Raw genomic sequence first — 14,432 nt, 5'->3', positions numbered from 1 at the left:
GCGCTTCGCCGTCAACGTCGCCGAGGAACCAGTCGTAGCCAAAACGACCGCCGCCACCGCTTGAGCCGCGCTCGCGCTTGCCGTCGTCTTCAACCTGCACGCTGATAGAGAGACGCACCAGCGGGCGAACATCCGCCGCCAGGGTACCGTCCGTCGCCGCCACCAGGATCAGTTCATAAACACCGGTCAGGCTGGCAGAGACTTCCTGCACGCGTTTATCCGCCGCGCGAGCCACTTTGTCCACGCGACGCAGGATGTCGAGCTTCTCTTCGCGGCTCATGCTTTGTAGCGGGTCGATGCTGGTATAGAGCGCAGCGTGCTGCACTTCACCCAGCGTTTTCACGCGACCATCTCCGGTATCACGCACAATGGTGCGCGCGGCCTGCGCGCTCTGCTCAAGTGCGGCGAGGCTAATCTGATCGGCATAAGCAAAACCGGTTTTCTCCCCGCTGACGGCGCGCACGCCGACGCCCTGGTCGATGTTGTAAGAGCCATCTTTAATGATGCTGTCTTCTAAAACCCAGGATTCGTGATAGCTCGACTGGAAATAGAGATCGCCGTAGTCGAGGCGGCGTTCGGTCAGTTGACCAAGAATGGAGAACAGGTCCTGATGGCTCAGGCCGTTCGCTGCGAGCAAATGTTCACTTACCAGGTTCAGACTCATCTATTGCTACTCGTTCGTTGCCGCCCGTGGCGGTATAAAGATCGTATTTATTGAGAGTGAGGCAATTACCTGCCCACGTCAAATCATTGCGGTGCTTCTTTGCGCGGCTGGCGCAGCACCTCGTTAATCTGCGGTTTATCGACCGGACCGGTAATGCGATAGCGCAGAATAGAGACCTTGCTCCACAGCGGCCCCAGCACTTTACTGGCGGCAAACACCGCCGCACCGACAATCGGGTTCACCACAAAGGCCGCCGCAACGCCCACGCTTGCGGAAATTTCCGGCGCCACCACGGCTTCCATATCCAGTTCGCGACGCACGAGGTTGACCGAGCCTTTCATGGCGATATCCGCTTCCAGGCCATCCACCAGCGTATCGTCCGTATGCAGAACGCCGTCTTTGATCCACGCCGTACTGCGAATGGAATCGTAGTAGAAACCTTCGCTGAAGGTGTCGCTGAAATCGAAGCGCAGCTTGCGCAGCAGCGCATCAAAACTCAGCAGGCGCAGGATCTGCCCGGCACGCCCCGTGCTCACGTCGGCAATCTCACCCTTACCGAAGTTGGTTTTCAGGATGCCGTTAAGCGAAGCTTCATCGGGTGTCCACGGCGCAGCGCGCCAGTGCAGATCGTAATTCACATCGAAGGACGATCCGCGAAGCGGCGTGCTAATGCCGAAGAAGTTAGCCGCGGCGTCCAGCTTATTGCCTTTAATATCGCCTTTCAGCGAGGTGCGTTGTTCACCCGGTTTGTTCACCCATTCGCCCGCGGCAGTCATGCGGCCAAAGCCGGTATCCACCAGCCCACCAGAGAGGCTCAGCGTATTTCCCTGAATGGCAAAATCACCGTCGATACGGCCATATTTCTGTCCCCACAGCCAGCACTCCGCGCAGCGCAGCTGGAGATCGGGCCAGCCGCTGAAATCCACGCGCGACGTCCCATTGCCACTGACAGGAGAAGTGCTTGTCGACTCTGCTTTAGACGCCGTAAAGGTCGGATTGTAATAGAGATAACGGATAGCCGCCTGCCATGGCGCGTGATCGCGCATGATCAACGAACCGTTGATCTCACGCCCCTGCGCCTCGACCTTTGAGCCGTTTACCGTCGGCCGGGAGACAATACTCAGGTTGTTCCACTGCTGCCCGCCCAGCGTCAGCGCAGGCGTGCGCAAGGTAATGGACTGCGGGAACTGCGCCGTTTGGTCGACGTTTTGCCCGACACCTTTCTGGAACAGTGCCAGCCACTCTGCGCCATCCATCGGCGGGAGATTCAGTTCAACGCCCGCCTGCTCCGGCAGCGGCGGCGTGGTACGGCTGTCCGTCGTCCAGATCGCCCTGTCCAGCGTCAGCTTGCGGTTAAGCAGCCAGCGGCTGTTGAAGTGGTTTGTTCCGCCCGCGTTTCCGGTTAAATCGAAGCTGTTAAGGTTGCCCGCAACCTTAACGTTGACGGGCAATGCTTCACCGCTTTTTTTATTCAGCGGCGCGGGAAGCTGGCTGCTGAGGTTTTTTAGATCGCCCGTAATGTCGACGTTATAGCGCGCACCGGCATGATAAGGCAGGTCGATGGCGACCTTGCCATTCCATGACACCGCACCGTCCACCGCATTCTCAATCGGCTTCGGCAGAACATCCATGCGTGACGGCTGCCAGTTCGCGTCCATATTGACCGCCACCTGGTAGGCTTTATCGCCCTCGGTGGTGGAGAAATCGATATTAACGGGTTGATTGAACCAGGTCGCTTTAAGCGGCTCACTTTTCAGCGTGCCGTTAACAAAGCTGAACTGACCGCTGAGGTTTTTCAGGGTGCTGTCCAGCGGCTTGATATAGAGGCTGTTGTTATTAAGGCGAACGTCGCCTTTGGCGGTGGTCAATTCACCGTCCAGCGGGATATCCAGATGTAAGCGAGCATTCACATCGCCATCTAACTGCAACTGCTGAAGGGTGGCTGCCAGGGAGTCATTCAGCGGCGTATCTTCAAAGTACGGGCCAACCGCTTTACCCGGCCCCTTAATATCCGCATCAATCAGCAGCTTCTCTTTGGAATAATCCGGGATGTTTGCCGTCAGGTTGCTTGCCGTTACGCCGCCCAGCGCGACGCTGTCCGTCTTCATCCACAAGCCGTCATTCAGGAAGTTGAGTTCAATATCCAGATTCTTCAGCGCCGGCCAGTCTGGCTGGAAGGCATAGGTGGCGTTGCGTAGCGGCACCAGAACCTGGAACTGGCCTTCGTTGTGCTTATACGGGAACAGGTGCGGGTTGCCGCCGTAGACCAGCGTGGCGTTATCCGCCTGGCCGCCCTGAATAGCGCCGCTGAGATAGTCCACCAGCGCTTTCCCCATCAGGTTTTCCGGGAAGTAGCGCCACGCCTGCGAACCGTCATCCGTGCTGATGCCCGCCAGAATACCCAGCCACGGCTCATCGCCTTCAGGCTGTAGATAACGGAAATTACCACGGGCATGTACCGCTTTGGCTTTTACATCAATATCGCGGCCATCGAGCTGAAAACCTTTGTCATTCTTCAGCCAGTTGAGAGTGGCATTTCCCTTTTCGATCTCCAGTGGCGCACGGAAGACCGTTTCGTACGGCATTTTCGCGTCCTGCATTTCTGCCGTCAGCCTGCCGTTTTCCACGCTTCCTTCCAGTTTACCGCTGAAGTGCTCGGCACCCGGCAGCAATTTCCACTGTTTCCATGCGAGATTTTTCCATGCCGCCTGAAAACGCGTCTTTTCCGTAGCCTGGAGCGGAATATCCAGCGCCAGCCGGTTTATCTGCCCGCTCGGCTGCGTCGCCAGCCAGATTTCGCCCAGCTCCGGTGAAAGTTTTGCGGCCATTGAACGCAGCCCTTCGATCGCCGTCAGATCCAGGTTACTGGCGCGGATACGCAGCTCGTCGCTGCGTTTACCGTTTATCCCGCCGACGTCCTGTTCCGGCATCCACGCCAGCGTCAGCGCGCCGCGCGGCCAGGGTTTGTTATCCATGGAGATGCGCGTATCCGGAATAGCGAACTGCCAGCCGCCTTTATCCTGCGTCACGTGTGCGGTGAGGTTATCGACGGAAAGTTGATGCTGATGGTTTTCCCCTTTCCAGCTCGCGCCCCCCTGCTTAAGCCAGATATCGCCGCTGGCGAACGCCCCGTTCGTCAGCGTCATCCAGCCTTCCAGGCTGAAGCGCGCGGTCTCCAGCTGCATGTTCTGCTGTAGCAACTCACCGAGCCACGGCTTCACGTCCACGTCGTCCGCCTGTAGCCAGACCCTGCCGTTGTTCAGCAGGCCATTGTCGTCACGCAGATCCATCCGCACCTGCATAACCCCGTGCTGCCCGTTCAGGCTGGAGAGATTCACCTGCCCCTCGGCGCGGTGGCGATCTTTCCCGTTTAACCAGGTCAGCTGAGGGATCGCCAGCTCAGCGCGCTGACCGGAAAGAGTAATAAAGCTCACTTCGCTGTCGCGCAGATCGAAATGATCGAACTGCCGCAGGAACAGATCGCTGATACGGCTGGTTTCCAGCCCTCGATCGCTGTCGCCGCTTTGCAGCGGCGTGTTAGTCATCAGCTGAAGTTGCCAGAAGGTGAGATCGCGAAACTGCCAGCGCAGATGCAGCAGGCTTTGCCAGACATCCAGCGCCAGGGTGACGCGTTTGATTTTGAGGTGGCCGCCATCTTTCAGGCTGGCGCGGATATCCCGCGCATCTAGCGTCGGGCCAAAGTTCTGCCAGCTTGCCTCGATATGACTCACGTCCACCGGCAGGCCGGTGGCGGATTCGATTTTTGCCAGTATCTGCGGACGCCAGCTGTCCAGATGCGGCAAGGCGAGACGCAGCCCGCTCACGAGCAACGCGACAATCACGACCAGCGTTGCCCCTGTAAGCAGTAAAATCCCCGGCAATCGCCTCACGCGTCTCTCCTTGTCAGCCTTAAATCTCGCAGCGAACTGCGTTTACATCATGACGACGTCAAACTGCTCCTGGTTATAGAGCGGCTCAATTTGCACTTTTACCTGTTTGCCGACAAAGATTTCCACTTCCGCCAGCGCGTGCGACTCTTCCCCTTTCAGGGCCTCCGCCACCGCAGGGGAAGCATAGACCAGAAAACGGTCTGAGTCGTAGGCATGATGGACACGGACAATTTCACGCATGATCTCGTAGCAGACCGTCTCCACCGTCTTTACCGTTCCGCGTCCATGGCAGGTTGGACACTCATTACACAGGACATGTTCCACGCTTTCGCGGGTCCGTTTCCGGGTCATTTCCACAAGACCGAGCTGCGAGAAGCCATTGATGCTGGTTTTCACGCGGTCCTTACTCAGCGCCTGCTCCAGAGAGTGCAGCACGCGACGGCGGTGATCTTCATTGTTCATATCGATAAAGTCGATGATGATAATGCCGCCCAGATTACGCAGGCGAAGCTGACGCGCGATGGCCTGCGTCGCTTCGATGTTGGTGTTGAAGATGGTGTCATCGAGGTTGCGATGGCCGACAAACGCGCCGGTGTTGATATCGACGGTGGTCATCGCTTCGGTTTGATCGATGATCAGATAGCCACCCGATTTCAGCTCAACCTTACGCTCCAGCGCACGCTGGATTTCGTTTTCAACGTCATAGAGGTCAAATATCGGCTGGCGTCCGGTGTAATGCTCCAGCAGACCCGGCATTTCCGGGATGTACTCGGCGGTGAACTCCAGTAAGGCTTCGTACGTCAGACGGGAGTCCACGCGGATGCGGTCAAGCTGGGCGTCGGCGAAATCACGTAATACGCGCTGAGCGAGCGCCAGCTCACCGTACAGCCGGTAGCGGGTCTGGTTGCGTTTTTTACGCTCCATCACTTTGGTCCAGACGCGCTTCAGGTAGGCCGCATCCGAGGCGAGATCTTCTTCGCTGATCCCTTCCGCCGCGGTACGGATAATAAACCCGCCCTGCTCGTCGCAGTAGGCGCTGACCACCTTTTTCAGGCGCTCACGCTCGCTTTCGCTCTCAATACGCTGTGACACGCCGACGTGCGACGCCCCCGGCATAAACACCAGGTAGCGTGAAGGCAGGGTGATGTCGGTGGTCAGACGCGCGCCTTTAGTGCCCAGCGGATCTTTTACCACCTGCACCATCAGATCCTGGCCCTGACGCACCAGCTCAGAGATGTCGCGCACGGCAAACTGCTTTTGCTCTTCGCCTGCCACACATTCGGTGTGCGGCATGATATCGGAGGCATGTAAAAACGCCGCCTTATCGAGCCCAATATCTACAAAAGCCGCCTGCATACCCGGCAGGACACGACTGACACGACCTTTGTAGATATTGCCTACGATTCCGCGTCGCGCTTCACGCTCAATATGAATTTCCTGAAGAATGCCACCATCAATGTAGGCCACACGGGTTTCCGATGGCGTTACGTTTACCAACAATTCAGCCGTCATAATTATCCCTTCCCTCACGCAGTGAGTTAAAATTGCTCAGCAACTCATACGTTTCCACCAGCGGTAAGCCGACTACGGCGTGATAGCTGCCATTTATCTTCCTGACAAAACAGCCACCCAACCCTTGAATACCGTATGCACCTGCTTTATCCATAGGTTCACCGCTGGCGATATAGCCGGCGATCTCCTCGTCGGTGAGGACTCTGAACGTCACTTCCGTTACCACAAGGCAATCCAGAACGTACTGGCTGTCTGCCAGCGCTACCGCCGTCATCACCTGATGGGTTTGTCCGGACATGTTACGCAGCATCCGCGCCGCATGGTCTGCGTCGCGGGGTTTCTCAAGCACCTCACCATTGAGAATGACAATGGTATCCGCACCCAGCACCGGTAAGTCACGCGGCACGCATGCCACGCCCGCCTGCGCTTTTTCAAGCGCCAGACGAGAGACATACTGCTGAGCGCTTTCACCCTCAGCACGTTTTTCTTCAATACCGGTAACGATGCGTTCGAAGGAGACACCCAACTGCGCGAGCAGTTCCTGGCGACGCGGAGAACCGGAGGCAAGATACAAAGACGTCATAGAAACCTTTTATTGCACAGCAAACTGCTGGCGAATTTTACGCATCAGCAGGAAAAGCCACGGCCAGAGCACACCGTTTACTACACTACTCCAGAACACTTCCGGTCGGAAAGAGACGTTGATCACTAAAAACTCTGCCCAGAAAACAACGATATCCGCAGCGAGCGACAACAACATCACCACCAGCGCCTGTTGCCAGAGCGCAAGGTTACGAAAGAGCTGGAATTTGAGTGCGACGAGATACGCAATAATGCTCATGGATAAGGCGCGGACGCCAAGCGTAGAGCCACTGATAAGATCCAGTATGGCACCCATCACAAAACCTGTGCCGACATTTACGCGGTGCGGCAGGGCAAGGATCCAGTAGAGCAAAATGAGCAATACCCAGTTTGGCCGGAAAACAAGAATGTCGTCCGGCCAGGGCATAATTTGCAGCAACAGTGCAACGAGGAATGAGAGCCAGATTACCCAGCGCCCCTGGCTACGATAACTGGCCACTACTGCCCTCCACCCGAGACTTGCGGCGGTGGCGGCGCATCCGGCAGCGGCTGCGTTAACCCCGTCGCCGGAGCCGGTACGGGTGCAGGTGGTCCCATCGCATCCGGCGCAGGCAGTACCTGCGGCATCATCTGCATCAGGCGTTCATTCGCCACGCGATGCACATCTTCCGGGGTCATCGGGTTAGCTCCGTTACGATCGGCGCCCCACAGCAGCAGCAGGTAGCGCAAACGCTGCAAGCCGGCCGTTGGACGCGCCTGAATCACGGTGTAGGCACGCTGAGTGTCGAGCTTCACGGAAGAGACAACCGCAACCGGGTAGCCCTCAGGGAAACGACCGCCCAGACCGGACGTCACTAGCACGTCGCCCACGCGGATATCCGTGTTGGCGGGCAGATGTTCCAGTTGCAGATCGTCCGTGCAGCCGTTACCGGCGGCAATCACGCGAATATCGTTACGCAGCACCTGAATCGGCAGTGCATGGGTGGCATCGCAAATCAGCAGCACGCGGCTGGTCAGTTTGGCAACCGCCACAACCTGGCCCACGACGCCTTTATCGCTGATGACAGGCTGACCTTCGTATACGCCGTTCACGCTGCCTTTATCAATCACCACCTGATCGCTGTACGGATCGTTTACGGTGGAGATCACCTGGGTGACCATTTTCTGTTCATCCTGGCGCAGCGGCGAGCCAAGCAGTTCACGCAGGCGTGCGTTTTCCTGCTTATATTGCCCCAGCATCAGCAGCTCGCTGTTTTTCAGCAGCAGTTCCTGGCGTAACGCACGGTTTTCGAGTTCGAGCTGGTCACGCGATGAGAGCGTTTGCGACACGGAGTCGAGCAGTTCACGGGGACCATTTGAAATAAAGTAGAAAGGACTGACGGCGGTATCCATGTACGTTCGGATCTGGCTGAACGTACCGAGGCGGCTATCGGCAATAATGACCCCGAGCGCAACCAGAACCGCCAGGATCAGGCGAAACTGTAGCGACGGGCCACGGCTAAAAATTGGCTTCATAGGCTATGCGTATTCTCGCGTCAGAGAGAAAGGGTAGCAAATTGCTACCCTCTCACACCCGACTACTCTTCGCTAAACAAGTCGCCGCCGTGCATGTCGATCATTTCCAACGCCTTGCCACCACCACGGGCGACGCAAGTCAGTGGATCTTCTGCAACTACGACAGGAATACCTGTCTCTTCCATTAACAGGCGGTCGAGGTTACGCAGCAGCGCACCACCACCGGTCAGAACCATACCGCGCTCGGAAATATCGGAGGCTAGCTCTGGCGGGCACTGTTCCAGCGCAACCATCACCGCGCTCACGATACCGGTCAGTGGCTCCTGCAACGCTTCCAGGATTTCGTTGGAGTTCAGGGTGAATCCGCGTGGCACGCCTTCCGCCAGGTTACGACCGCGAACTTCGATCTCGCGCACTTCATCACCCGGGTAGGCAGAACCGATTTCGTGCTTGATGCGCTCTGCGGTCGCTTCACCGATCAGAGAGCCGTAGTTACGGCGAACGTAATTGATGATAGCTTCGTCGAAACGGTCGCCGCCGATACGCACGGAAGAGGAGTACACCACGCCGTTCAGGGAGATAACGGCCACTTCAGTGGTACCGCCACCGATATCCACCACCATAGAACCGGTTGCTTCAGAAACCGGCAGACCCGCACCAATTGCCGCAGCCATCGGTTCTTCAATCAGGAAGACTTCACGCGCACCGGCACCCTGAGCAGATTCACGGATTGCACGGCGTTCAACCTGGGTCGCGCCAACCGGCACACACACCAGCACGCGCGGGCTTGGGCGCATGAAGCTGTTGCTGTGAACCTGCTTGATGAAGTGCTGAAGCATTTTTTCGGTCACGAAGAAGTCAGCAATAACGCCGTCTTTCATTGGGCGGATCGCGGCGATGTTGCCCGGCGTACGGCCCAGCATCTGCTTCGCATCATGACCTACTGCGGCCACGCTTTTTGGCGAGCCGGCACGATCCTGACGAATGGCCACAACGGAAGGCTCATTCAATACGATGCCTTGTCCTTTTACATAAATAAGGGTATTCGCGGTACCCAGGTCAATGGACAGGTCATTGGAAAACATGCCACGAAATTTTTTCAACATACTAAGGGATAATCCTGAAAGCTGGGGCGGAAAACAAAATCCGCTTACTTTACCAACCACACGCAGCAGCGACAAGGCGCAAAAATCGTCTGCTACGGTGAAAATTAGTGCAGCACGTTTCCTTTGTTACAAATTCATCCCCTGAATCCCTCAGGGCTGAGTAAACAGCAGCGTCCCTCACTTTCACTTGTAACCCATTAAAGGTCGTTCACTGGCTTTTATGCTCGTCTTACTCAAAGCTACAGGCGCGATATTCTACGTGAAAACAAAGTAAACGGCAGGTCAAACAGAGTATCTTTGCAAATATTTTTTCACATTGGTGTCAAGCGGCTGAGAGGCGGCAAAAAAATCCCCCTGACCGCCCGTCACGCCGCGCTCTGTCAACATCTGCCATTCACTTCGTGAACGTACGCCTGTGGCAAATACTTGCGTTTGCGTTCCTTTGCACGCTTCCACCAGGCTTTGTACCAGCAGCTGGTTTTCCGTGCGTTTTTCAATATTCCTTACCAGACCCGGATGCAGCTTCAATAATTCAACATCCAGCTCTTTGATCCAGCTGGTGCTCACCAGCGTCAGACCCGCCTGGGTTACCGCCACGCGAGCTCCAAGCGCATTGATTAAACGCACCACCGGGCGCAACCGGCTGATGTGTTGACCTACATCTGCCTCTGCAAGTTCAAAAATAATGCGTTTGCGTTGCGATTTTTCGCATTGCATTAACGTGTCACGTAACCAGCGCTGGAAGCGCGGACGGATCAGCGATTCGACGGTCACCTGTAAAGCCAGATTTTCTTCAGGCCAGTACGATAAAAACGGAATGAGGCGGGTGATTTGCTGACGGTCATACTCTTCGGACAATCCGAATTGCAACACCATGGGCAGATATTCCGCGGAGATAACCTCTTCGGTGCCATCAAAAATACGGCACATCAGCTCACGATGATGGACATGACCACTCTTCATGACCGCCGGTTTTTGATAGATGCGCGGTCCGCCCCGGCTCAGCATCTGTTCAATCAGGGTTCGCCAGCGCACGTTGCCGCGCCCTTTCTCCGGCAGCGTATCATCATAGACCGCCCAGCCGTTCGCCCCCTGCAATACGGCGTTACGCGTTGCCGCTTCCGCATGTTCCATCACCTGCTCCGTCGACTGACCGCCGCGCCAGGCACAGATGCCTATATGCACCATGTCGTCTCTGTCGAGCATTTTGCTCTGGGGCAGCGCATCGACGGCTTTCAGCAGCTGACTGGCGATACTCTCGGATTCCTTTAAGGTGCGATGCGGCAGCAAGACGGCAAAGTCGCTGCGGTGGTAGCGTGCCAGTAACGCGCCGGGGTAGCGCATAATAAAGGTGGACAGCAGGTTAATCAGCGTAAAGAGGTTCTCTTCCGCCACGCGCTGACCCCAGGTATCACGGAGCAGATCGAAGTCGGGCAGGCGAATCATCATTACCACGCCATGCGTACCCACCTTTTCGGGGTCATCAAGAAGGGTAGCCAGCTGATTATCAAAGAAGAGACGGTTGTTGAGGCCCGTTTTGTTATCCTGCGCGGCATAAGAGCGAATCAACGTGTCCATACGGCTACGCTGATCGCTGGCAAACTGGATTTCGGAGAGCAGCACGTCCAGGGCGCTACTGGTGCGTGATGGCCATTCATAAACCGATCCCCGCACCTGCGGACCCCGCTCGCCATTCAGTATCCGCACGGAGCGTGTTTCCAGCAGTTCCTGGCCGGAAAGTTGACGACGCTGCCAGCGAACGGCGAGGAAAATCAGCAGTACGATAAAGGCAACGGCGATGGTTAAGGGCGCGGTGGTCATAAGCGAGCGTAAATAGTTGCTCATCGGATCCTGGTACATCAGATGAATTGTCATACCCGGATGTTTAAGTGAATTAACCGTGACGTCCCGATACTGATCTACCGTGCCGGCAGGACGATAGCTGCTCTGGCGGGTATGGCTGAAAACGGTCTGCTTCCCCTGTTTAATGTCGATCTGCACTATATCCACAGGCACCATTAACTCATCCAGCTCACGCGAAAGCGCCGGGAAGGAGGACGTTATCAGGCGAGTGTCGATAACCGATGCAACCGATTCAACCCGGTTAACCAGCTTATCCTGGATGGCATTGTAAAAGCTCAGCGAGCAGCCGATTAGCGTGACAAATATGGTCAGCCCCGTCAGCAAGGTAATAAAAGCTGAGAACTTCGTCGTTAATCGCATCCTTGAGATTACTCCGTGGGTTGAAGGGGGGCAAGTGAGCACTAACTTGCATTTTAAATGCGACATACTACCAAACCTGGTGTATCTGGCAATTTATTGCGTTAAATCGGCACTGCGTTTCATTGAGCGAGTATAGTCATCAGGACATATTTTCCCATCATCAAACCTAGTGAGGACCCTGTATGCAGGCTTTGATCTTAGAACAGCAGGACGGCAAAACCGTTGCCTCGGTGCAAGCCATTGAGGAGAACCGCCTGCCGGAGGGCGACGTGACCGTAGATATCGACTGGTCCAGCCTGAACTATAAGGATGCACTGGCGATTACGGGAAAAGGTAAAATCATCCGAAATTTCCCGATGGTGCCAGGAATCGACTTTGCAGGCCGCGTGCATACCAGTGAAGATCCGCGTTTTCACGCCGGACAGCAGGTGCTGCTCACCGGCTGGGGCGTAGGTGAAAACCACTGGGGCGGACTGGCAGCACAGGCGCGCGTCAAAGGTGACTGGCTGGTCCCGATGCCGAAAGGCCTGGACGGTCGTAAGGCGATGATCATCGGCACGGCAGGCTTCACCGCCATGCTGTGCGTGATGGCGCTGGAAGAGGCCGGGATTCGTCCTGACTCGGGCGAAATTGTCGTCACCGGCGCCAGCGGCGGCGTGGGCAGCACGGCCGTCACGCTGCTGCACAAGCTGGGGTATCAGGTCGCCGCCGTCTCTGGCCGCGAAAGTACGCATGATTATCTACGTCAGCTGGGCGCAAGCCGTATTCTGAGCCGCGACGAATTCGCCGAGACCCGTCCGCTGGAAAAACAGGTCTGGGCTGGCGCAGTAGATACCGTCGGCGACAACGTGCTGGCGAAGGTGCTGGCGCAAATGAATTACGGCGGCTGCGTGGCAGCCTGTGGTCTGGCGGGTGGTTTTGCCCTGCCGACGACGGTGATGCCATTTATTCTGCGTAACGTGCGTCTTCAGGGTGTCGATTCGGTCATGAGCCCAGCCGAGCGGCGGGCTGAGGCCTGGGAACGTCTGGTGCAGGATCTGCCAGCCTCATTCTATGAGCAGAGCGCCACTGAGATTACCCTGAGCCAGGCGCCAGAGTTCGCCAATAAAATCATGGACAACCAGTTCCACGGTCGTGCGCTGGTTAAAATCGCCTAATCTTCAAATTTTCGTGACATATTCGCGCTAACCCTCCTCCTCCGTCATGCTTAGAAAAACGCCTGACGGAGGATGCCATGAAAACCCGAAAACTGACGGAAGCCGACGTAACGTCTGAATCTGTCTTTATGCTACAGCGCCGCCAGATCCTGAAAATGCTTGGCATCAGCGCCACTGCCCTGACGCTCACCCCTGCGGCCCATGCCGATCTACTCGACTGGTTTAAGGGCAACGATCGCCCGAAAGCCCCCTCCGGCGCACCGCTTGACTTCACCAAACCGGCACAGTGGCAGAATAAACTGACGCTGACGCCGGAAGATAAAGTCACCGGCTATAACAACTTCTATGAGTTTGGTCTTGATAAGGCCGATCCTGCCGCCAACGCCGGGAGCATGAAAACCGATCCCTGGACGCTGAAGATAGATGGCGAGGTGGCAAAACCGCTGACGCTGGATCATCATGACCTCACCACCCGCTTCCCCCTTGAAGAACGCATTTACCGTATGCGCTGTGTGGAAGCCTGGTCGATGGTGGTGCCGTGGGTAGGTTTCCCTTTGCATAAACTGCTGGCGCTGGTTGAGCCCACCAGCAACGCGAAGTATGTTTCTTTCCAGACGCGCTATGCCCCGGACGAGATGCCAGGCCAGAAGGATCGGTTTATCGGCGGCGGGCTGGAGTATCCCTACGTTGAAGGTTTACGTCTCGACGAAGCCATGCATCCGCTTACGCTGCTCACCGTCGGGGTTTATGGCAAAGCGCTGCCGCCGCAAAACGGGGCACCCATTCGCCTGACCGTACCGTGGAAATACGGTTTCAAGGGCATCAAATCGATCGTCAGCATTAAGCTCACCCGTGAACGCCCCCCCACCACCTGGAACCTGGCAGCGCCTGACGAGTATGGTTTTTTTGCCAACGTTAACCCGCACGTTGACCATCCGCGCTGGTCGCAGGCAACAGAACGTTTTATCGGTTCCGGCGGCGCGCTGGATGTTAAACGCCAGCCAACGCTGCTATTTAACGGCTATGCGGATGAGGTGGCATCCCTCTACCGTGGTCTGAACTTACGGGAGAACTTCTAAGTGCGTTTAACGGCAAAGCAGATAACCTGGCTGAAGGTACTCCTGCATTTAGCCGGATTTCTCCCCTTTATCTGGCTCTTCTGGGCAGCCAGCCAGGGACAGTTCAGTGCCGATCCGGCGAAAGATATTCAGCATTTTACGGGTCGGATGGCTCTGAAATTTTTGCTGGCGACCTTGCTCGTCTCACCGCTGGCGCGCTACGCTAAACAGCCATTATTGATACGCACCCGTCGGCTTTTAGGGCTATGGTGTTTCGCCTGGGCAACGCTGCATCTCACCAGCTACGCCCTGCTGGAACTGGGCATTAACAACCTGGCACTCCTTGGCAGCGAACTGGTGACGCGTCCCTATCTGACGCTGGGTATCGTAAGCTGGCTGGTTTTACTGGCGCTGACGCTGACATCCACGCAGTATGCGCAGCGAAAACTGGGTCGACGCTGGCAACTACTGCATAACTTCGTCTATCTTGTCGCGATCCTCGCCCCTATTCATTACCTGTGGTCGGTGAAGATTTTATCCCCTCAGCCGGTCATCTACGCCCTGCTGGCCCTGGCCCTTTTAGCGTGGCGTTACAAGAAGTTCCGCCAGTGGTTGCGATAGTTCACGAAACTGTGCGTTTTCCCGCAGATTATTTATCAACCGCGAATCTTTTTCGGATAGCGGTTGATAATCTTCCCTGATAAGACCAGTATTTAGCTGCCAAA

11 protein-coding genes are annotated in these 14,432 nt (G+C 56.4%); 3 read left to right on the top strand and 8 right to left on the bottom strand.

The annotated features are described in order from the left end of the window. The 8 genes from DD606_RS17695 to csrD form a co-directional block, all read right to left on the bottom strand. The coding region (locus tag DD606_RS17695; protein WP_306768317.1) for a PmbA/TldA family metallopeptidase at nucleotides 1-664 on the bottom strand (664 nt) is incomplete at its 3' end. Nucleotides 665-747: 83 nt separating this feature from the next. Continuing rightward, nucleotides 748-4,554 carry an AsmA2 domain-containing protein YhdP gene (gene yhdP, locus DD606_RS17690; RefSeq protein WP_032608001.1) on the bottom strand — a complete coding sequence of 1,269 codons (3,807 nt, stop codon included), beginning with the start codon at nucleotides 4,552-4,554 and terminating at the stop codon, nucleotides 748-750. 42 nt (nucleotides 4,555-4,596) lie between these two features. Further along, a complete protein-coding gene (rng, locus tag DD606_RS17685; RefSeq protein WP_003860405.1) occupies nucleotides 4,597-6,066 on the bottom strand; it encodes a ribonuclease G in 1,470 nt (489 codons plus the stop codon). Next, nucleotides 6,056-6,649 carry a nucleoside triphosphate pyrophosphatase gene (locus DD606_RS17680; protein ID WP_129258936.1) on the bottom strand — a complete coding sequence of 198 codons (594 nt, stop codon included), beginning with the start codon at nucleotides 6,647-6,649 and terminating at the stop codon, nucleotides 6,056-6,058. Before DD606_RS17680 ends, rng begins: the two co-directional genes overlap by 11 nt. A 9-nt stretch (nucleotides 6,650-6,658) precedes the next feature. Continuing rightward, nucleotides 6,659-7,147: a rod shape-determining protein MreD gene (gene mreD / locus DD606_RS17675; RefSeq protein WP_003860402.1), complete on the bottom strand. Its 489-nt coding sequence runs from the start codon at nucleotides 7,145-7,147 to the stop codon at nucleotides 6,659-6,661. Beyond that, nucleotides 7,147-8,163 (bottom strand): rod shape-determining protein MreC, encoded by a 1,017-nt coding sequence (mreC, locus tag DD606_RS17670; protein ID WP_003860400.1) that lies wholly within the window; start codon nucleotides 8,161-8,163, stop codon nucleotides 7,147-7,149. Before mreC ends, mreD begins: the two co-directional genes overlap by 1 nt. Nucleotides 8,164-8,225: 62 nt before the next feature. Continuing rightward, nucleotides 8,226-9,269: a rod shape-determining protein MreB gene (gene mreB, locus DD606_RS17665; protein ID WP_000913396.1), complete on the bottom strand. Its 1,044-nt coding sequence runs from the start codon at nucleotides 9,267-9,269 to the stop codon at nucleotides 8,226-8,228. A 282-nt stretch (nucleotides 9,270-9,551) separates the two neighbouring features. Then, a complete protein-coding gene (gene csrD, locus DD606_RS17660; RefSeq protein ID WP_129258934.1) occupies nucleotides 9,552-11,492 on the bottom strand; it encodes an RNase E specificity factor CsrD in 1,941 nt (646 codons plus the stop codon). A 182-nt stretch (nucleotides 11,493-11,674) separates the two neighbouring features. On the opposite strand from csrD, the gene DD606_RS17655 reads away from it, so the two are divergent. From DD606_RS17655 to msrQ, 3 genes are all read left to right on the top strand, one after another. Further along, nucleotides 11,675-12,649 carry an MDR family oxidoreductase gene (locus DD606_RS17655; protein WP_003860398.1) on the top strand — a complete coding sequence of 325 codons (975 nt, stop codon included), beginning with the start codon at nucleotides 11,675-11,677 and terminating at the stop codon, nucleotides 12,647-12,649. A gap of 77 nt (nucleotides 12,650-12,726) precedes the next feature. Further along, the gene (gene msrP, locus DD606_RS17650) at nucleotides 12,727-13,728 is read left to right on the top strand and encodes a protein-methionine-sulfoxide reductase catalytic subunit MsrP (protein WP_003860395.1); all 1,002 of its coding nucleotides are present in this window, start codon (nucleotides 12,727-12,729) and stop codon (nucleotides 13,726-13,728) included. Further along, the gene (gene msrQ, locus DD606_RS17645) at nucleotides 13,729-14,328 is read left to right on the top strand and encodes a protein-methionine-sulfoxide reductase heme-binding subunit MsrQ (RefSeq protein WP_032660525.1); all 600 of its coding nucleotides are present in this window, start codon (nucleotides 13,729-13,731) and stop codon (nucleotides 14,326-14,328) included. It abuts the gene before it with no gap. The last annotated feature ends 104 nt before the right edge of the window (nucleotides 14,329-14,432 follow it).

This window comes from Enterobacter cloacae complex sp. GF14B (assembly GCF_004136805.1).
Lineage (GTDB): Bacteria > Pseudomonadota > Gammaproteobacteria > Enterobacterales > Enterobacteriaceae > Enterobacter > Enterobacter hormaechei_C.
Note: the sequence above shows the minus strand (reverse complement) of the source record. Positions and strands in the feature narration are given on the sequence as shown.